The sequence below is a fragment of the Streptomyces sp. cg36 genome (assembly GCF_041080675.1).
Lineage (GTDB): Bacteria > Actinomycetota > Actinomycetes > Streptomycetales > Streptomycetaceae > Streptomyces.
Map to the genome: position 1 here is coordinate 6,557,617 of NZ_CP163520.1, position 18,692 is coordinate 6,576,308.

17 protein-coding genes and 1 pseudogene are annotated in these 18,692 nt (G+C 72.0%); 16 read left to right on the forward strand and 2 right to left on the reverse strand.

The window, feature by feature from the left end; genetic code table 11:
* Positions 1-2 precede the first annotated feature (2 nt).
* A pseudogene (locus AB5J87_RS29250) lies at positions 3-2,152 on the reverse strand (AAA family ATPase); the annotation flags it as partial.
* A gap of 162 nt (positions 2,153-2,314) precedes the next feature.
* On the opposite strand from AB5J87_RS29250, the gene AB5J87_RS29255 reads away from it, so the two are divergent.
* The 14 genes from AB5J87_RS29255 (at position 2,315) to nusB (ending at position 16,071) form a co-directional block, all read left to right on the forward strand.
* On the forward strand, positions 2,315-2,737 hold the full coding sequence (locus AB5J87_RS29255; RefSeq protein ID WP_369380828.1) for a DUF948 domain-containing protein: 423 nt from the start codon (positions 2,315-2,317) through the stop codon (positions 2,735-2,737).
* 7 nt (positions 2,738-2,744) lie between these two features.
* Complete coding sequence (locus AB5J87_RS29260) at positions 2,745-3,086, forward strand: DUF6167 family protein (RefSeq protein ID WP_369380831.1); 342 nt, start codon at positions 2,745-2,747, stop codon at positions 3,084-3,086.
* Complete coding sequence (alaS, locus tag AB5J87_RS29265) at positions 3,086-5,755, forward strand: alanine--tRNA ligase (protein WP_369380833.1); 2,670 nt, start codon at positions 3,086-3,088, stop codon at positions 5,753-5,755. Before AB5J87_RS29260 ends, alaS begins: the two co-directional genes overlap by 1 nt.
* Positions 5,755-6,219: a Holliday junction resolvase RuvX gene (gene ruvX, locus AB5J87_RS29270; RefSeq protein ID WP_369380835.1), complete on the forward strand. Its 465-nt coding sequence runs from the start codon at positions 5,755-5,757 to the stop codon at positions 6,217-6,219. The genes alaS and ruvX overlap by 1 nt, the downstream gene beginning before the upstream one ends.
* A 101-nt stretch (positions 6,220-6,320) precedes the next feature.
* Positions 6,321-8,033 carry an endolytic transglycosylase MltG gene (gene mltG, locus AB5J87_RS29275; RefSeq protein ID WP_369380838.1) on the forward strand — a complete coding sequence of 571 codons (1,713 nt, stop codon included), beginning with the start codon at positions 6,321-6,323 and terminating at the stop codon, positions 8,031-8,033.
* Positions 8,030-8,875, forward strand: a complete 846-nt coding sequence (locus AB5J87_RS29280) for a shikimate dehydrogenase (RefSeq protein ID WP_369380839.1) — start codon at positions 8,030-8,032, stop codon at positions 8,873-8,875. Before mltG ends, AB5J87_RS29280 begins: the two co-directional genes overlap by 4 nt.
* 218 nt (positions 8,876-9,093) lie before the next feature.
* The gene (aroC, locus tag AB5J87_RS29285; protein WP_369380842.1) at positions 9,094-10,278 is read left to right on the forward strand and encodes a chorismate synthase; all 1,185 of its coding nucleotides are present in this window, start codon (positions 9,094-9,096) and stop codon (positions 10,276-10,278) included.
* A complete protein-coding gene (locus tag AB5J87_RS29290; protein WP_369380844.1) occupies positions 10,275-10,793 on the forward strand; it encodes a shikimate kinase in 519 nt (172 codons plus the stop codon). Before aroC ends, AB5J87_RS29290 begins: the two co-directional genes overlap by 4 nt.
* A complete protein-coding gene (gene aroB / locus AB5J87_RS29295; protein ID WP_369380847.1) occupies positions 10,790-11,887 on the forward strand; it encodes a 3-dehydroquinate synthase in 1,098 nt (365 codons plus the stop codon). Before AB5J87_RS29290 ends, aroB begins: the two co-directional genes overlap by 4 nt.
* Positions 11,884-12,324: a type II 3-dehydroquinate dehydratase gene (aroQ, locus tag AB5J87_RS29300; RefSeq protein ID WP_369380849.1), complete on the forward strand. Its 441-nt coding sequence runs from the start codon at positions 11,884-11,886 to the stop codon at positions 12,322-12,324. The genes aroB and aroQ overlap by 4 nt, the downstream gene beginning before the upstream one ends.
* Positions 12,325-12,450: 126 nt before the next feature.
* Complete coding sequence (locus AB5J87_RS29305; RefSeq protein WP_369380852.1) at positions 12,451-13,389, forward strand: Pro-rich N-terminal domain-containing protein; 939 nt, start codon at positions 12,451-12,453, stop codon at positions 13,387-13,389.
* A 516-nt stretch (positions 13,390-13,905) separates the two neighbouring features.
* On the forward strand, positions 13,906-15,012 hold the full coding sequence (locus AB5J87_RS29310; RefSeq protein WP_369380853.1) for a M24 family metallopeptidase: 1,107 nt from the start codon (positions 13,906-13,908) through the stop codon (positions 15,010-15,012).
* A gap of 58 nt (positions 15,013-15,070) precedes the next feature.
* On the forward strand, positions 15,071-15,637 hold the full coding sequence (efp, locus tag AB5J87_RS29315) for an elongation factor P (RefSeq protein WP_369380854.1): 567 nt from the start codon (positions 15,071-15,073) through the stop codon (positions 15,635-15,637).
* Between the two features lie 2 nt (positions 15,638-15,639).
* Positions 15,640-16,071 carry a transcription antitermination factor NusB gene (nusB, locus tag AB5J87_RS29320; RefSeq protein ID WP_369380855.1) on the forward strand — a complete coding sequence of 144 codons (432 nt, stop codon included), beginning with the start codon at positions 15,640-15,642 and terminating at the stop codon, positions 16,069-16,071.
* Between the two features lie 234 nt (positions 16,072-16,305).
* Here the strand turns inward: nusB and bldD are convergent, their stop codons facing one another.
* On the reverse strand, positions 16,306-16,806 hold the full coding sequence (bldD, locus tag AB5J87_RS29325) for a transcriptional regulator BldD (RefSeq protein ID WP_067155757.1): 501 nt from the start codon (positions 16,804-16,806) through the stop codon (positions 16,306-16,308).
* Positions 16,807-17,034: 228 nt separating this feature from the next.
* On the opposite strand from bldD, the gene pyrR reads away from it, so the two are divergent.
* Both pyrR and AB5J87_RS29335 read left to right on the forward strand, forming a co-directional pair.
* On the forward strand, positions 17,035-17,610 hold the full coding sequence (pyrR, locus tag AB5J87_RS29330) for a bifunctional pyr operon transcriptional regulator/uracil phosphoribosyltransferase PyrR (RefSeq protein WP_369380857.1): 576 nt from the start codon (positions 17,035-17,037) through the stop codon (positions 17,608-17,610).
* Positions 17,611-17,704: 94 nt separating this feature from the next.
* Complete coding sequence (locus AB5J87_RS29335) at positions 17,705-18,691, forward strand: aspartate carbamoyltransferase catalytic subunit (protein WP_369380859.1); 987 nt, start codon at positions 17,705-17,707, stop codon at positions 18,689-18,691.
* Position 18,692: the final 1 nt, after the last annotated feature.

Consider the following 18,692-nt stretch of genomic DNA (forward strand, 5'->3'; position numbering starts at 1 on the left):
CCGCGCTCCGGCCCGCCGTCCCCTCGCTCCGCACGGAGCGGGAGGCGGCGGGTCCGCGCGTTTCCGGGGCCGGTGCGCCCCCGGCCGCCGGGGCCCCCGCCGGCTCCTCCTCGGCCACGGCCACCGCCCGCGCCACCGCCTCGTCCAGGCCCAGCGCCGTGCCCCGGCCCCGGAACGTGCGGTACGCCGCGTCCCCCAGGCGCGCCCGGGCCCGCTCCTCGCACAGGACGTGCGCCGCGTTGTAGTACGCCGAGCCGAACAGCGGCAGCCCCACCGACGGCCAGATCCCCTCGGCCGCCCCCTGGAGCACCGCCGCCCCCGACGGATCGCCCTCGTCCACCGCCACCAGCGCCATCAGCTCCAGCGCGAGCACCGTGCCCAGCAGGTCGTGGAAGGCGTGGTCGATGACCAGGCACTCGGTCAGCAGCAGCCGGGCCCGGTCCAGGTCCCCCGCGTGCCGGGCCGCGTACGCCAGGACGTACAGCGCGTACGCGCGCGCCCAGCGCTCCCCGTGGTCCACACAGACCTCCAGGACGTGCTCGCACATCACCACGGCCTCGTCCAGGTGGCCCCCGAACGCCACCGCCATGGCCAGTTCGATCCGCGCCATCAGCACATTGCTGTTGAGTTCGCCGATCTCCTCGTACCGGGCCAGTGCCTCCCGCAGCAGCCGCTCGGCGCGCGGCATGTCGTCGGTGACCAGCGCCAGGCACCCGGTGCGGTGCACCGCGTACGCCAGCGCCAGCGGGTCGCCGGTGCGCTCGGCCTCCGCGCGGCACTCGTGCAGCGCGGCGACCGCGGCCGTGGTGTCGCCCCGCAGCACCGAGACGTAGCCGAGCACCCACAGCGCCTTGAGCCGGGCGCCGTCGTGCTCACCGCCGCCGGCCTCCAGGACCTGGCCCAGCCAGTGCCCGCCCTCGGCCAGCCGCCCGCACCCCACCCAGCAGAACCAGAGGGTGCCCGCCAGGTACTGGGCCAGATGCGCCTCGCGCGCCGAGTCCAGCGAGTGGTCCATCGCGGCCCGCAGATTGGGCAGCTCGGCCTCCACCCGCACCGCCACCTCGGCCTGGCGGGGGCTGAACCACTCCAGCTCGCACCAGGTGGCCAGGCCCAGGTACCAGTCGCGGTGGCGGCGGCGCAGCCGGTCGGCGTCCCCGGCCGCGGCCAGCCAGTCCGCGCCGTACTCCCGTACGGTGTCGAGCATCCGGTAGCGCACGCCCGCCGGGCCGTCCTCGCGCACCACCAGTGAGTGCTCCAGGAGCTGTTGCAGCACGTCGAGGACGTCCTCGGGCGGCAGGTCCGGGCCGACGCAGACGTATTCGACGGCCTCCAGGTCGAACTGCCCGGCGAAGACCGAGAGCCGTGCCCACAGCAGCCGCTGGGCCGGGGTGCACAGCTCGTGGCTCCAGCCGATCGTGGTCCGCAGCGTCTGATGGCGGGCCACCGTCCCGCGCCCGCCGCCGGTCAGCAGCCGGAACCGGTCGTCCAGGCGGCGCAGCAGCTGCTCCGGGCAGAGCGCCCCCAGCCGTCCGGCGGCCAGCTCCAGGGCGAGCGGGATCCCGTCGAGGCGCCGGCAGAGCTCGTGCACGGTCGCGGTCCGCTCCTCGGTGAGCGCGAAGCCGCCGGGCCCGGCGGCGGCCCGGTCGGTGAAGAGCCGGACCGCGTCCTCGTCGTCCATCGGCGCCAGGGCCAGCAGCCGCTCGCCCTCCAGGCGCAGCGGCAGCCGTCCGGCGGCGAGCACCCGCAGCCCGGGGGAGCGGCGCAGCAGCGCGTGTACCAGCTCGGCGCAGGCGTCCACCAGCTGCTCGAACCCGTCGAGCACCAGCAGCAGGGTGCGGTCGGCGAGGTGGTCGAGCAGGGTGTCGCGCAGCGGGCGGCTGGTGTGGTCGGTCAGCTCCAGCGCCTCGGCGAGGGCGTGGTCGAGGAGGCCGGGGTCGGTGACGGTGGAGAGGTCCGCCAGCCGGACGCCATCGCAGTACCGTTCCTGCACCGCGGTGGCCGCCGCGGCGCGCAGGGCGAGCCGACTCTTCCCGACCCCGCCGACCCCGACCACGGTGACCAGCCGCGCCTCGGCCAGCAGCCCCCGCAGGGCGGCCAGTTCACGTTCTCGCCCGACGAAGCCGTTCAGCTCCGACGGCAGATGGGAGCGCATGGAACACGCAGAGTACTCACGCGCACGCACTCCGTACAATCGGTGTACGGGACTCCGGTTCTCCGGGGCCCTAATGCGGTAGGGGGCAAGACCCTCGGCGCGATAGGGTCGGGTGACAACTTTTTTCTTTGTCCGACGGTCGAGGCGCAGGGAGCGGTGCAAGTGTCCGGTGGAGAGGTGGCCGGGATCCTGGTGGCCGTCTTCTGGGCGATCCTGGTGTCCTTCCTCGCCGTAGTCCTCGTGAGGCTGGCCCAGACGCTGAAGGCGACGACCAAGCTGGTGGCGGACGTGACCGAACAGGCCGTCCCGCTGCTCGCGGACGCCTCGACGGCGGTGCGCTCGGCGCAGACCCAGCTGGAGCGGGTCGACGCGATCGCCTCCGACGTCCAGGAGGTCACCTCCAACGCGTCGGCGCTCTCCACCACGGTCGCCTCCACCTTCGGCGGCCCCCTGGTGAAGGTCGCGGCCTTCGGGTACGGGGTGCGCCGCGCCATCGGACGGAAAACCGGGACCGCCGAGCCGTCTCCCACGGTCATCGTCGGACGGACCGTGCCGTCCGCTCGGCGGAGCAGGCGAAAGGGCTGACGCTGCGATGTTCCGCCGTACGTTCTGGTTCACCGCGGGCGCCGCAGCCGGTGTGTGGGCCACCACCAAGGTAAACCGGAAGCTGAAGCAGCTCACCCCGGAGTCGCTGGCCGCGCGCACCGCGGACAAGGCGGTCGAGGCGGGCCACCGGCTGAAGGACTTCGCGCTCGACGTGAAGGCCGGGATGGTGCAGCGCGAGTCCGAGCTCAACGACGCGCTGGGGCTCAACGCCTCCAACGTGCGGGAGCTCCCGACCCAGCGCCGCCTCGCGGCCATCGACCAACCCGACCAGCAGAACCCGAAGATCTCCTACAAGCAGATCCCGTACAACCGGAATGAGGACCACTGATGGAGTCGGCTGAAATCCGCCGCCGCTGGCTGAGCTTCTTCGAGGAGCGCGGTCACACCGTCGTCCCTTCGGCGTCGCTCATCGCGGACGACCCGACTCTGCTGCTCGTCCCCGCGGGCATGGTGCCGTTCAAGCCGTACTTCCTGGGTGAGGTCAAGCCGCCCGCCCCGCGCGTGACCAGCGTGCAGAAGTGCGTGCGCACGCCGGACATCGAAGAGGTCGGCAAGACCACCCGGCACGGCACGTTCTTCCAGATGTGCGGCAACTTCTCCTTCGGCGACTACTTCAAGGAAGGCGCCATCAAGCTCGCCTGGGAGCTGCTCACCAGCTCCGTGGCGGACGGCGGCTTCGGCCTGGAGCCGGAGAAGCTCTGGATCACCGTCTACCTCGACGACGACGAGGCCGAGCGCATCTGGCACGAGGTCGTCGGCGTGCCGAAGGAGCGCATCCAGCGCCTGGGCAAGAAGGACAACTTCTGGTCCATGGGCGTCCCCGGCCCCTGCGGCCCCTGCTCCGAGATCAACTACGACCGCGGCCCCGAGTTCGGCGTCGAGGGCGGCCCGGCCGTCAACGACGAGCGGTACGTGGAGATCTGGAACCTCGTCTTCATGCAGTACGAGCGGGGTGCCGGTGACGGCAAGGAGGACTTCCCGATCCTCGGCGACCTGCCGTCGCAGAACATCGACACCGGTCTGGGTCTTGAGCGTCTCGCCATGATCCTGCAGGGCGTGCAGAACATGTACGAGACCGACACCCTGCGCGTGGTCATGGACAAGGCCACCGAGCTGACCGGCGTCCGCTATGGGGCCGCCCACCACACGGACGTCTCGCTGCGTGTGGTCGCCGACCACATCCGTACGTCCACGATGCTCATCGGCGACGGCGTCACCCCCGGCAACGAGGGCCGCGGCTACGTGCTGCGCCGCATCATGCGCCGCGCCATCCGCAACATGCGGCTGATGGGCGCCACCGGGCCGGTCGTCCAGGACCTCATCGGCGTCGTGATCGACACCATGGGGCAGCAGTACCCGGAGCTGATCACCGACCGCAAGCGCATCGAGACGGTCGCGCTCGCCGAAGAGGCCGCCTTCCTCAAGGCCCTCAAGGGCGGCACCAACATCCTGGACACCGCCGTCACCGAGACCAAGGCCGCCGGTGGCACGGTCCTCGCCGGTGAGAAGGCGTTCCTGCTCCACGACACCTGGGGCTTCCCCATCGACCTCACCCTGGAGATGGCCGCCGAGCAGGGCCTCTCCGTGGACGAGGACGGCTTCCGCCGTCTGATGAAGGAGCAGCGCGAGCGCGCCAAGGCCGACGCCAAGGCCAAGAAGACCGGCCACGCCGACCTGTCCGCCTACCGCGAGGTGGCCGACAACTCCGGCGAGACCGACTTCACCGGCTACACGCTGACCGAGAACGAGTCGACGATCGTCGGCCTCCTCGTCGACGGCGTGCCCTCGCCCGCCGCCTCCGAGGGCGACGAGGTCGAGGTCGTCCTCGACCGCAGCCCCTTCTACGCCGAGGGCGGCGGCCAGCTCGCCGACCAGGGCCGCATCAAGCTCGACAGCGGCGCCGTCATCGAGGTCCGCGACGTGCAGAAGCCGGTCCCCGGCGTGCACGTGCACAAGGGCGTCGTCCAGGTCGGCGAGGTCACCCTCGGCGCCTCGGCCTACGCCACCATCGACATCAAGCGCCGCCGCGCCATCGCCCGCGCCCACAGCGCCACGCACCTCACCCACCAGGCCCTGCGCGACGCGCTCGGCCCGACGGCCGCCCAGGCCGGTTCGGAGAACTCGCCGGGCCGCTTCCGCTTCGACTTCGGCTCGCCCGCCGCCGTTCCCGGCACGGTCCTCACCGACGTCGAGCAGAAGATCAACGAGGTGCTCTCGCGCGAACTGGACGTCCAGGCCGAGGTCATGTCGATCGACGAGGCCAAGAAGCAGGGCGCCATCGCCGAGTTCGGCGAGAAGTACGGCGAGCGCGTCCGCGTGGTCACCATCGGCGACTTCTCCAAGGAGCTCTGCGGCGGCACGCACGTCGGCAACACCGCCCAGCTGGGTCTGGTGAAGCTGCTCGGCGAGTCGTCCATCGGCTCCGGTGTGCGCCGCATCGAGGCCCTGGTCGGCGTGGACGCCTACCACTTCCTCGCCCGGGAGCACACGGTCGTCGCCCAGCTCCAGGAGCTGGTCAAGGGCCGTCCCGAGGAGCTGCCGGAGAAGATCTCCACCATGCTCGGCAAGCTGAAGGACGCCGAGAAGGAGATCGAGAAGTTCCGCGCCGAGAAGGTGCTCCAGGCCGCCGCGGGTCTGGCCCAGGGCGCCAAGGACGTCCGGGGCGTGGCCCTGGTCACCGGCCAGGTGCCGGACGGCACCTCCGCCGACGACCTGCGCAAGCTGGTCCTCGACGTGCGCGGTCGCATCTCCTCGGACCGCCCGGTCGTGGTGGCCCTGTTCACCACGGCCAACGGCCGCCCGGTGACGGTCATCGCCACCAACGAGGCCGCCCGCGAGCGCGGTCTCAAGGCCGGTGAGCTGGTGCGCACCGCCGCCAAGACCCTCGGTGGCGGCGGTGGTGGCAAGTCGGACGTCGCCCAGGGCGGCGGTCAGAACCCGGACGCGATCGGCGACGCCATCGACGCCGTCGAGCGCCAGGTCGGCGAGACCGCCTGATGCGACGCGGCCGACGCCTCGCGATCGACGTCGGGGACGCCCGGATCGGGGTCGCCTCGTGCGACCCCGACGGGGTCCTCGCCACGCCGGTGGAGACGGTGCCGGGACGTGACGTCCCGGCCGCCCACCGGCGGCTGCGCCGACTCGTCGAGGAGTACGAACCGATCGAGGTGGTCGTCGGACTGCCCCGCTCCCTCAACGGGGGCGAGGGTCCGGCGGCCGTCAAGGTCCGCAAGTTCGCCGGTGAACTGGCGAAGGGGATCGCCCCGATTCCCGTCCGGCTCGTCGACGAGCGGATGACAACGGTCACAGCGACACAGGGCCTGCGCGCCTCCGGAGTGAAGGCGAAGAAGGGCAGGTCCGTCATCGACCAGGCCGCCGCGGTCGTCATTCTGCAGAATGCCCTGGAGGCCGAACGGGTGTCAGGACGCCCTCCCGGCGAGGGCGTCGAAGTGGTTATCTGATCGCGATACGGTAACGTTCCGCGCGATGCGGAGGCATTCGAACAGCCACCGCACAGCAAAAGAGGCGGACCGTCCGGATGCCTCGCGGCTCTAGGGGACCGATGACTGAGTATGGCCGGGGCGCAGGCTCCGAACCGTGGCATCCCGAGGATCCCCTGTACGGGGACCAGGGATGGGGAGCGCAGCAGGCTGCCTCCGGTCAGGCTCCGTACGGCGCTCAGCAGCCGCACCAGCAGTACGCCCAGCAGCAGCACGGGCAGCAGCAACAGCATCCGCAGCAACAGCAGCATCCCCAGCACCAGCAGTACGCGCAGCAGCACGACCCGTACGGGCAGCAGCAGCACTACGGTGACCAGCCCCAGCAGGGCTATCCGCAGCAGCAGGTCCCGCAGGGTTACGCAGAGCAGGCTCAGTACAACGGGGGATGGGACACCGGCCAGCAGGCCGCCATGCCCTACGCCGGCCAGCAGGCCGAGGCGTACCCCGGGTACGGCACGCAGGCCCAGGACTACTACGCGACTCCCGAGGCGTATCCGCCGCCGCAGCCCCCGGGGCAGCGGCGGGCGGTGCCGGAGCAGCAGCAGGAGTGGGCCCCCGAGGCCGAGCCGGAGCCGGAGGAGGAGAAGCACCCCTTCTTCACCGACGGCCCGGCCAAGGAGCCCGAGGCCGACGAGGAGGAGCCGCGCGGCTCCCGGCGCGGCGACGGGCGCGACCGCCGGGGCAAGGGCAAGAAGAAGGGCAAGAGCGGGCGCGCCTGTCTGGTGCTCGTCGTCGTCTTCTCGCTCGGCGTCGGCGGCGTCGGCTATGTCGGATACCACTTCTGGCAGAAGAAATTCGGCTCGGCCCCCGACTATTCCGGAGCGGGTTCCACGCCGGTCCAGGTGGAAATCCCGCAGGGCGCCGGCGGATATGAGATCGGCAGCATTCTGGTCAAGGCCGGAGTGGTCAAGAGCCAGGGCGCCTTCGTCTCCGCGCAGAACGACAACCCCAAGGGCAAGACCATTCAGGCGGGCGTTTACACGCTCAACAAGGGGCAGTCGGCGGCGAATGCGCTCGCGGCCATGCTGAACCCGTCCAGCCGCAACAACCTGATCATTCCCGAGGGCAAGCGGAACAACTGGGTCTACGAACAGATCGACAAGCGGCTCGAACTCAAGCCGGGCACGACGAAGGACGTCGCGCGCAGCCAGGCGAAGAACCTCGGGCTGCCGGACTGGGCGAACGACAACAAGGAGATCCTGGACCCGCTGGAAGGATTCCTCTACCCGGCGAGCTACCCGGTCGCCAAGGGCACCAAGCCCGAGGACGTCCTGCGCAAGATGGTCTCCCGGGCCAACCAGGAGTACGGCAAGGTCGACCTCAAGGGCATGGCGGCCAAGATGGGCCTCAAGTCGCCGCTCCAGGTCCTCACGGTCGCCAGCCTCGTCCAGGCGGAAGGCAAGTACAAGCACGACTTCGACAAGGTCGCGCGGGTCGTCTACAACCGTCTGAAGCCCAACAACACCGAAACCTACGGTCTGCTCGACTTCGACTCCACGGTGAACTACGCGAAGGGCGAATCGACCCTCAACACGGGTTCGGTCAAGGACCTCCGCGAATTCCACCACCCGTACAACACGTACTACATCCACGGACTGCCGCCCGGCCCCATCGGCAACCCCGGTGACGCGGCGCTGCATTCGGCGCTCAACCCGACGCCGGGCCCGTGGTACTACTTCGTCTCCGTCACGGAGAACGAGACGCTGTTCGCGGTCACCAACGCGGAGCACGAGCAGAACCGCAAGAAGTACGAACAGGAGAAGTCCGGACAGTGAGCTCGACGAGCCACGACACGGGTGCGCGACGGGCCGCCGTCCTCGGGTCGCCCATCGCGCACTCCCTCTCCCCGGTGCTGCACCGCGCCGCCTACCGGGAACTCGGCCTCACCCACTGGTCCTACGACCGCTTCGAGGTGGACGAGGCCGGGCTGCCCGCCTTCGTCGACGGCCTCGACCGCTCGTGGGCGGGGCTCTCGCTCACGATGCCGCTCAAGCGCGCGATCATCCCCCTGCTCGACGGGATCAGCGACACGGCGGCCTCCGTGGAGGCGGTGAACACCGTCGTCCTCACCGGCGACGGCCGCCGCTACGGCGACAACACCGACATCCCGGGCATGATCGCAGCCCTGGAGGAGCGCGGTGTCACCAGCGTCCCCTCCGCCGCCGTGCTCGGCGCGGGCGCCACGGCCTCCTCGGCGCTGGCCGCCCTCGCCCGGATCTGTACGGGCGAGGTCACCGCGTACGTCCGCAGCGCCGCGCGCGCCGAGGAGATGCGGGGCTGGGGCGAGCGGCTCGGGATCACCGTGCGCACCGCCGACTGGGCCGACGCCGCGGCGGCCCTCGCGCACCCGCTGGTGATCGCCACCACCCCGGCGGGCACCACGGACGCGCTCGCCGCCGCCGTGCCCGAGCGGCCCGGCACGCTCTTCGACGTCCTGTACGACCCCTGGCCGACCGCGCTCGCGGCCGGCTGGGCGGCGCGCGGCGGCGCGGTCGTCGGCGGCCTCGACCTCCTGGTCCACCAGGCGGTCCTCCAGGTCGAGCAGATGACCGGCGCGCGGCCCGCCCCCCTCGCCGCGATGCGCAAGGCGGGCGAGGCGGCCCTCACCGCCCGCTGAACCCCTTTCCCCGCTCACCGACCCCGTGCCCCCTCCGAGGGGCACGGGGCGTTCGCGCGAGCGGCCACATCCGGCCCGCACCTGACGAAGAACCGTCCGGTTGCTGGACCGGCGGCCAGGTCCACGCCCCGGACGTGCGAGGATCAGGGGTGGCGGGCCAGGGCCGCGCACCCCGGCCGCGCCGCAGTACCAGGACGCGCGAGCAACGAGGAGCACCGTTGAGCAGGTTGCGCTGGCTGACCGCGGGGGAGTCCCACGGACCCGCACTTGTGGCGACGCTGGAGGGTCTTCCCGCCGGTGTGCCGATCACCACGGAGATGGTGGCCGACCACCTGGCCCGGCGCCGCCTCGGCTATGGCCGCGGCGCCCGGATGAAGTTCGAGCGCGACGAGGTCACCTTCCTCGGCGGTGTCCGGCACGGCCTCTCCATGGGCTCCCCGGTGGCGATCATGGTGGGCAACACCGAGTGGCCCAAGTGGGAGCAGGTCATGTCGGCCGACCCGGTCGACCCGGCCGTCCTCGCCGACCTCGCCCGCAACGCGCCGCTGACCCGGCCGCGCCCCGGCCACGCCGACCTGGCGGGCATGCAGAAGTACGGCTTCGACGAGGCCCGGCCGATCCTGGAGCGCGCCAGCGCCCGCGAGACCGCCGCCCGCGTCGCCCTCGGCGCCATCGCCCGCTCCTACCTGAAGGAGACGGCCGGGATCGAGGTCGTCTCGCACGTCGTCGAGCTCGCCGCCGCCAAGGCCCCGTACGGCGTCTACCCGACCCCGGCCGACGTCGAGAAGCTGGACGCGGACCCGGTGCGCTGCCTCGACGAGGACGCCTCCAAGGCGATGGTCGCCGAGATCGACCAGGCCCACAAGGACGGCGACACCCTCGGCGGTGTGGTCGAGGTCCTGGCGTACGGCGTGCCCGTGGGCCTCGGCTCGCACGTCCACTGGGACCGGCGCCTCGACGCGCGGCTCGCCGCCGCCCTGATGGGCATCCAGGCCATCAAGGGCGTGGAGGTCGGCGACGGCTTCGACCTGGCGCGGGTGCCCGGCTCGCAGGCCCACGACGAGATCGTCCGGACCGCCGACGGCGTCAAGCGCACCTCCGGGCGCGCGGGCGGCACCGAGGGCGGCCTCACCACCGGTGAGCTGCTGCGGGTGCGCGCCGCCATGAAGCCGATCGCGACCGTCCCGCGGGCGCTCGCCACCATCGACGTGGCGACCGGCGAGGCCGCCAAGGCCCACCACCAGCGCTCCGACGTGTGCGCGGTGCCCGCGGCCGGGATCGTGGCCGAGGCCATGGTCGCGCTGGTGCTGGCCGACGCGGTGGCGGAGAAGTTCGGCGGCGACAGCGTCCCCGAGACCCGCCGCAACGTCCAGTCCTACCTCGACAACCTCCAGATCCGGTGAGCGCCGGACCCCTGATCGTCCTCGTCGGCCCGATGGGGTCGGGCAAGTCCACCGTCGGCGCGCTGCTCGCCGAGCGGCTCGGCGCGTCCTACCGGGACACCGACGCCGACATCGTGGCCGCCGAGGGCCGTGAGATCGCCGACATCTTCGTCGACGAGGGCGAGCCGCACTTCCGCGAGCTGGAGCGCGCGGCCGTCGCCGCCGCCGTCGCCGAGCACCCCGGGGTGCTCGCGCTCGGCGGCGGCGCGATCCTCGACGCCACCACCCGCGCACTGCTGAGCGGGCTGCCGGTCGTCTATCTGGCCATGGACGTCGAGGAGGCGGTGAAGCGGGTCGGCCTCAACACCGCCCGCCCGCTCCTGGCCGTCAACCCGCGCCGCCAGTGGCGCGAGCTGATGGACGCCCGGCGCCACCTGTACACCGAAGTCGCCAGGGTCGTCGTCGCGACCGACGACCGTACCCCCGAAGAGGTCGCGCAGGCGGTCCTCGACGCACTGGAGCTGAAATCCGCATGAGCGAGCAGCAGGCACCCACCCGGATCCAGGTCGGCGGCACCGCCGGAACGGACCCGTACGACGTGCTCGTCGGCCGCAACCTCCTCGCCGAACTCCCCGGCCTGATCGGGGACCGGGCCCGCAAGGTCGCCGTCATCCACCCGGAGGCGCTGGCCGGCACCGGTGACGCCATCCGCGAGGACCTGGCCGCCCAGGGCTACGAGGCCATCGCCATCCAGGTGCCCAACGCCGAGGAGGCGAAGACCGCCGAGGTCTCCGCGTACTGCTGGAAGGCGCTCGGCCAGTCCGGCTTCACCCGCACCGACGTGATCGTCGGCGTGGGCGGCGGCGCCACCACCGACCTGGCGGGCTTCGTCGCGGCCACCTGGCTGCGCGGGGTGCGCTGGGTGTCGGTCCCGACCACCGTGCTCGGCATGGTGGACGCGGCCGTCGGCGGCAAGACCGGCATCAACACCGCCGAGGGCAAGAACCTGGTGGGCGCGTTCCACCCGCCCGCCGGCGTGCTGTGCGACCTGGCGGCGCTGGACTCGCTGCCGGTCCACGACTTCGTCTCCGGCATGGCCGAGGTCATCAAGGCGGGCTTCATCGCCGACCCGGTCATCCTCGACCTGATCGAGGCCGACCCGGAGGGCGCCCGCAGCCCGCAGGGACCGCACACCGCCGAGCTCATCGAGCGCTCGATCCAGGTCAAGGCCGACGTGGTCTCCAGCGACCTCAAGGAGTCGGGGCTGCGCGAGATCCTCAACTACGGGCACACCCTCGCGCACGCCATCGAGAAGAACGAGCGCTACAAGTGGCGCCACGGCGCCGCCGTCTCCGTCGGCCTGGTCTTCGCCGCCGAGCTCGGCCGGCTCGCCGGGCGGCTCGACGACGCCACCGCCGACCGCCACCGCGCCATCCTGGAGTCGGTGGGCCTGCCGCTGAGCTACCGCGCCGACCAGTGGCCCAAGCTCGTCGAGAACATGAAGCTCGACAAGAAGTCGCGCGGCAACCTGCTGCGCTTCATCGTCCTGGACGGCCTGGCCAAGCCGACGGTCCTGGAGGGCCCGGACCCGGCGGTGCTGCTCGCGGCGTACGGCGAGGTGTCCTCGTGAGCCGTCGCGTCCTGGTGCTGAACGGCCCCAACCTGGGCCGCCTCGGCTCGCGCGAGCCGGACGTCTACGGGGCGACGACGTACGCGGGTCTCGTCGAGGTCTGCCAGACCCTCGGCAAGGAGCTCGGCCTCGACGTCGAGGTCCGGGAGACCAACGACGAGGGCGACATGATCCGCTGGTTGCACGAGGCGGCCGACGGAAAGATTCCGGTCGTTCTCAACCCGGGCGCGTTCACCCACTATTCGTACGGAATGCGCGACGCGGCCGCCCAGCGCACCGCGCCGCTCATCGAGGTGCACATCTCCAACCCGTACACCCGCGAGGAGTTCCGCCACACCTCCGTGGTGGCCGCCGTGGCCAGCGGCACCGTCGCCGGATTCGGCATCGGCTCCTACCGCCTGGCGCTGCGCGCGCTCGCCGACGAACTCGGCGGCTGACCGGGCACCATCGCCACGCCCCGGCCGTTCACACTGCGGCGGCCGGGGAAGGTACGGTTCTGGACCGGACGTCCCGACGGGCGTCCCACCAGCGCCAGTTGCCTGTACGAGACGGAGTGGCACCGGATGCAGCACGAACCGGGGGCCCCGCTTCCGCCGCCCCGCGCGCCGGGGCACGGCCCGGGCCCCGACTGGGCCTTCACGGCCCCCCGGCCCCCGGGCCGGCCCCCGACCCACACCGGTCACCCGCCCGTACCGGGCCCGCCGCCGCACGGCGGGCAGCCGTCTGCACCGGGCGTGCCGCCGCACGGCGGGCAGCCGTCCGCGTCGGGCCCGCCGCCCCACGGCATCCAGGCGCCCCCCGCTCCCGGCCCGCCGCCCGCCCCGGGCTGGCACGCCCCGGCACCGGCGCACGCGCCCGCGCCGCCGTCCCGGGACACCACCGGCCACATCCAGCTGCCGCCCGGCGGCCCCGTGCCGCTGCCGCAGGCGCCGGAGGGCACCGGGGTCACCACCCTCGCCGTGCTCCTGATAGGCCCGGCGGGCGCGGGCAAGACCACGGTGGCCCGCCACTGGGCCCAGCACCGCCGCGTCCCCACCGCCCACATCAGCCTCGACGACGTACGCGAATGGGTCTGCGCGGGCTTCGCGGACCCCCAGTCGGGGTGGAACGACCACTCCGAGGCGCAGTACCGGCTGGCCCGCCGCACCTGCGGCTTCGCCGCGCGCAACTTCCTGGCCAACGGGATCTCCTGCATCCTCGACGACGCGGTCTTCCCGGACCGGCCGGTGGTGGGCCTGGGCGGCTGGAAGCGGCATGTGGGACCCGGGCTGCTGCCCGTGGTGCTGCTGCCCGGCCTGGAGGTCGTCCTGGAACGCAACGCCGAGCGCTCGGGCAACCGCCGGCTGTCCGACGAGGAGGTGGCGGGCATCCACGGCCGCATGGCGGGCTGGTACGGCTCGGGCCTGCCCATCATCGACAACTCCCACTACGACGTCCCCACCACGGCCCGCCTCCTGGACGACGTCCTGGCCAGAGCGATAACAAGCCCCCCAAGCTGGTAAGCCGGAGGCTCGGAGAACCACGCAACCGGCCCCGCACCCTGCGGGGCGCGGGCAACCACGCGACCGACCCAGCACCCCCAGGGGCCCGGGGAACCACGCGGCCGACCCAGCACCCCCAGGGGCGCCGGGAACCTCCCGACCGGCCCCGACCCCCTAGGGGCGCGGGGAACTGCGCGATCAGCCCAGCACGGTCCGCAGAATCCAACGGCGCTTGCTTTGGGGCAACGGCAGCCGCCAAGTCCCCCCGGCACCCCGCAGGGTCCCGCACCCCGCAGGGTCCCGCACCCCGCAGGGCCCCGGGGAACCACGCGACCGACCCCGACCCCCCAGGGGCGCGGGGAACTGCGCGACCGGCCCAGCACGGCCCGCGGCATCCAAACGGCGCCCCACGGGCATCGGCACCCGCACCCGCACCTCCCGGCCGGTCCGGCCACAGAGGACGACCCGGCCCCGGGACGGCCCCCGGTCGGACGCGCACAACCGGCACCCCGCCGACCCCCCTCATACGCTCGACGCATGTCAGAGGTGTATGGACTCCGCCGCGGCTGGCTGCGCGACCGCTGCGCGGCCGCGGGCAGCGCGGCCGCACTGGTCTCGCGCCCCGCCAACGTCCGCTATCTCGCGGGCGGCGCCCCGCCCGGCGCCGTTCTGCTGCTCGGCCCCGCCGAGGACGTGCTGCTCTGCCCGCGCACGCCCACCGGCGACCTGGTCGAGGGCCGCCTCGACGAGCTGCTGCGGGTGACCGTACTGCCCACGCCGTCGGGCGACGCGGCGGTCGCGGCGGCCGACCTCGCCGTGGCCAGCGGCGCCGACTCGCTGAGCGTGGAGGAGCACGACCTCACCGTCTCCCGGCACCGCGCCCTCGGCTCGGTCGCGCCCCGGCTGCTCCTCGGCGACCTCGGGGGAGCGGTCGAGCAGAAGCGGCTCGTCAAGGACGAGGAGGAGATCGCCTGTCTGCGGATCGCCGCCGAGATCGCGGACCAGGCGCTCGGCGAGCTCCTGGAGTCGATCCTGGTCGGCCGCACCGAACGCCACCTCGCCCTGGAGCTGGAGCGCCGGCTGGTGGACCACGGCGCCGACGGCCCGGCCTTCATGACCTCCGTGGGCACCGGCCCCAACTCCGGCCGGGCCGGCCACCGCCCCTCGGACCGGCGGGTCGAGGAGGGTGATTTCCTCTCGGTCTGCCTGGGCGCGACCTACCGCGGCTACCGCTGCGAGATCGGCCGTACGTTCGTCATCGGGACGACCCCGGCCGACTGGCAGATCGAGCTCTACGACGTCGTCTTCGCCGCTCAGCGGGCCGGGCGGGAGGCGCTGGCACCGGGCGCGGAGTGCCGTGCGGTGGACCGCGCGGCACGCCAGGTACTGGACGCGGCGGGCCACTCCGAGGGCCTCGGAGCATGCACCGGACACGGTGTCGGCCTCGAAATCGACGAGGACCCGCAGCTCGCACCTGGAGCCATGGGTAAACTGGACGCTTGCGTGCCGGTCACCGTCGAACCGGGGGTCCACCTCCCGGGCCGGGGTGGTGTCCGAATCGATGACACGCTCGTCGTCCGCCCCGAGGCGGACGGTGGGCCAGAGCTACTCACCATCACGACCAAGGAACTGCTCGCGCTCTAGCACCGCTGTGCCGCGCATCCTCGGTCCCACCAGCTTCAGTCCAGGAGATTCCGCAACCGTGGCTTCCACGAACGACCTCAAGAACGGCATGGTGCTCAAGCTCGACGGGGGCCAGCTCTGGTCCGTCGTCGAGTTCCAGCACGTCAAGCCCGGCAAGGGCCCGGCCTTCGTGCGCACCAAGCTCAAGCACGTGCTCTCCGGCAAGGTCGTCGACAAGACCTTCAACGCCGGCACGAAGGTCGAGACCGCCACCATCGACCGCCGTGACATGCAGTTCTCCTACATGGACGGCGAGTACTTCGTCTTCATGGACATGGAGACCTACGACCAGCTGCACATCGACCGGAAGAACGTCGGCGACGCCGCCAACTTCCTGATCGAGGGCTTCACCGCCTCGGTCGCGCAGCACGAGGGCGAGGTGCTCTACGTGGAGCTGCCGGCCGCCGTCGAGCTGGTCATCCAGGAGACCGAGCCGGGCGTCCAGGGCGACCGCTCCACCGGTGGCACCAAGCCCGCCATCCTGGAGACCGGCCACCAGATCCAGGTGCCGCTCTTCATCACCACCGGTGAGAAGGTCAAGGTCGACACCCGCACCAGCGACTACCTCGGCCGGGTGAACAGCTAACCGTGGCTGCCCGGAACAAGGCCCGCAAGCGCGCCTTCCAGATCCTCTTCGAGGCCGACCAGCGCGGCGAGTCCGTGCAGACGGTCCTCGCGGACTGGGTGCGGCACTCGCGGTCCGACGACCGCCAGCCTCCGGTCAACGAGTACACGATGCAGCTCGTCGAGGGGTACGCGCAGTACGAGGCGCGCATCGACGACCTCATCTCCACGTACTCGGTGGACTGGCCGCTCGACCGGATGCCGGTCGTCGACCGGAACATCCTGCGGCTCGGGACGTACGAGCTGGTCTGGGAGGACGAGACGCCGGACGCCGTCGTCATCGACGAGGCGGTGCAGCTGGCGAAGGAGTTCTCCACGGACGACTCCCCGGCCTTCGTGAACGGGCTGCTGGCCCGTTTCAAGGAGCTCAAGCCGAGCCTGCGCCGGGACGCCTAGTCCCGTCGCCGGTACCGGCACACGCCGTTCAGGCACCCGAAGGGGCCCGCCGTACTTCCCGTACGGCGGGCCCCTTCGCCGTGCCCGGGGCCCGGCCCCGGAGCCGCCTTCGCGACCGGCCCCCGTGCCGCCGCGTTCCGGCCCGCGCGCAAACGCCGCCGGGTAGGCCCGGACCCCGAAGGATCCCGGCCGGCCCGGCGGCGGCACGTTTCTGCTGAAGTGGCTGCTGATGCCTCAGTTGTCCTCGTGGGCGACCGCGCGGCGCGCGTCCGCGTCCAGGACGCCCCAGCTGATCAGCTGCTCGGTGAGCACCGAGGGGGACTGGTCGTAAATGACGGCCAGGGTGCGCAGGTCGTCCTGACGGATCGACAGCACCTTGCCGTTGTAGTCGCCGCGCTGCGACTGGATGGTCGCCGCGTACCGCTGGAGGGGGCCCGCCTTCTCCGGCGGGACGTGCGCGAGGCGCTCAAGGTCGAGGACGAGCTTCGGCGGCGGCTCGGCCGCACCGCCGGGGGTGGTGCCGGGAAGGAGCTCCTGCACCGGGACGCCGTAGAAGTCCGCCAGCTCGGCGAGGCGCTGCACGGTCACGGCACGGTCGCCGCGCTCGTAGGAACCGACCACCACGGCCTTCCAGCGGCCCTGGGACTTCTCCTCCACACCATGGAGGGACAGGCCCTGCTGGGTGCGGATGGCGCGGAGCTTGGCCCCGAGCTGTTTTGCGTATTCGCTGGACATATAGCTCCCCGGACGCTGAGGCAACGTGCGGCTCCGCCGCGTGGCTGGTAACTCACTGTGAGGTTACGCAGCGTTACTTGCCCGCGTCAAGCCGAATGGTCCATACCCCCACCCCAGACGGGTGACGACCCCGTGTGAAGACGGGCAAAGGCCCTGGTACCGTGGACGCTGTAATTCCGACGTCCTTTAAGGTCCGTCCCGTGAGGCGGAGAAGGAGGTCCGTTTCGTATGGACACGCATCAGAGCGATCCGGCGCGCCCCGTTCTCGAGGGCCCCGACATCGCGCGGGTACTGACCCGCATCGCCCACGAGATCGTCGAACGTGCCAAGGGCGCCGACGACGTGGTCCTGCTCGGCATCCCCACCCGTGGCGTCTTCCTCGCCCGCAGGCTGGCCGACAAGCTCGAAGAGATCACCGCGGGCAAGGTCCCGGTCGGCTCCCTGGACATCACCATGTACCGGGACGACCTGCGGATGCACCCGCCGCGCGCGCTGGCCCGCACCGAGATCCCCGGTGACGGCCTCGACGGCAAGCTGGTCGTCCTCGTCGACGACGTGCTCTTCTCCGGCCGCACCATCCGCGCCGCGCTCGACGCGCTGAACGACCTCGGCCGCCCGCGCGCCGTGCAGCTCGCGGTCCTCGTCGACCGCGGCCACCGCGAACTTCCGATCCGCGCCGACTACGTCGGCAAGAACCTCCCGACGTCGCTGCGGGAGACGGTCAAGGTCCAGCTCGCCGAGGAGGACGGCCGCGACGCCGTGCTGCTCGGTGCCAAGCGGACCGCCCAGGCCGGCGACCAGTAGACCTTTCGCCGTACGGAGTACGGGTCGTACCGGCCCGTGCGGCACTTCTGCGCGCCCGCATGCCCAAACCTCCACAACCCTGGAGAAAACCCAGATGAAGCGCCACCTCATCTCGGCCGCCGACCTCACCCGCGACGACGCCGTGCTCATCCTCGACACCGCCGAAGAGATGGCCCGGGTCGCCGACCGGCCGATCAGGAAGCTGCCGACCCTGCGCGGCCGTACGATCGTCAACCTCTTCTTCGAGGACTCGACCCGCACCCGGATCTCCTTCGAGGCCGCCGAGAAGCGCCTGTCCGCCGACGTCATCAACTTCACCGCCAAGGGCTCCTCGGTCTCCAAGGGCGAGTCCCTGAAGGACACCGCCCAGACCCTGGAGGCGATGGGCGTGGACGCCGTCGTCATCCGCCACGGCGCCTCCGGAGCCCCCTACCGGCTCGCCACCTCCGACTGGATCGACGCGGCCGTCGTCAACGCGGGCGACGGCACCCACCAGCACCCCACCCAGGCCCTGCTCGACGCCTTCACCATGCGCCGCCGGCTGGTGGGCCGGGACGCGGGCCTGGGCCAGGACCTGGCGGGCAAGCGGATCACGATCGTCGGCGACGTGCTGCACAGCCGGGTGGCCCGCTCCAACGTCGACCTGCTGCACACCCTCGGCGCCGAGGTCACCCTGGTGGCCCCGCCGACCCTGCTGCCGGTCGGCGTGGACCACTGGACCTGCGACGTCTCCTACGACCTCGACAGCGTGCTGCCGAAGTCCGACGCGGTGATGATGCTGCGTGTGCAGCGCGAGCGGATGAACGCCGCCTTCTTCCCGACCGAGCGCGAGTACTCGCGGCGGTACGGGCTCGACGGCGAGCGGATGGCGAAGATGCCCGAGCACGGCATCGTGATGCACCCGGGCCCGATGGTCCGGGGCATGGAGATCACCGCCGAGGTCGCCGACTCGGACCGCTGCACCGTGATCGAGCAGGTCGCCAACGGCGTCCACACCCGCATGGCGGTCCTCTACCTGCTCCTGGGCGGCAACGAGCCCGCCGTCAGCCACCACCGCCCCGTCGATTCGGAGACCAAGTAAT

Coding starts and splice junctions, on each gene's coding strand:
- AB5J87_RS29260 (WP_369380831.1), top strand. CDS start 2,745: ATGTTCCGCCGTACGTTCTGGTTCACCGCGGGCGCCGCAGCCGGTGTG.
- mltG (WP_369380838.1), top strand. CDS start 6,321: ATGACTGAGTATGGCCGGGGCGCAGGCTCCGAACCGTGGCATCCCGAG.
- alaS (WP_369380833.1), top strand. CDS start 3,086: ATGGAGTCGGCTGAAATCCGCCGCCGCTGGCTGAGCTTCTTCGAGGAG.
- AB5J87_RS29310 (WP_369380853.1), top strand. CDS start 13,906: ATGTCAGAGGTGTATGGACTCCGCCGCGGCTGGCTGCGCGACCGCTGC.
- aroB (WP_369380847.1), top strand. CDS start 10,790: ATGAGCGAGCAGCAGGCACCCACCCGGATCCAGGTCGGCGGCACCGCC.
- bldD (WP_067155757.1), bottom strand. CDS start 16,806: ATGTCCAGCGAATACGCAAAACAGCTCGGGGCCAAGCTCCGCGCCATC.
- ruvX (WP_369380835.1), top strand. CDS start 5,755: ATGCGACGCGGCCGACGCCTCGCGATCGACGTCGGGGACGCCCGGATC.
- AB5J87_RS29305 (WP_369380852.1), top strand. CDS start 12,451: ATGCAGCACGAACCGGGGGCCCCGCTTCCGCCGCCCCGCGCGCCGGGG.
- pyrR (WP_369380857.1), top strand. CDS start 17,035: ATGGACACGCATCAGAGCGATCCGGCGCGCCCCGTTCTCGAGGGCCCC.
- AB5J87_RS29335 (WP_369380859.1), top strand. CDS start 17,705: ATGAAGCGCCACCTCATCTCGGCCGCCGACCTCACCCGCGACGACGCC.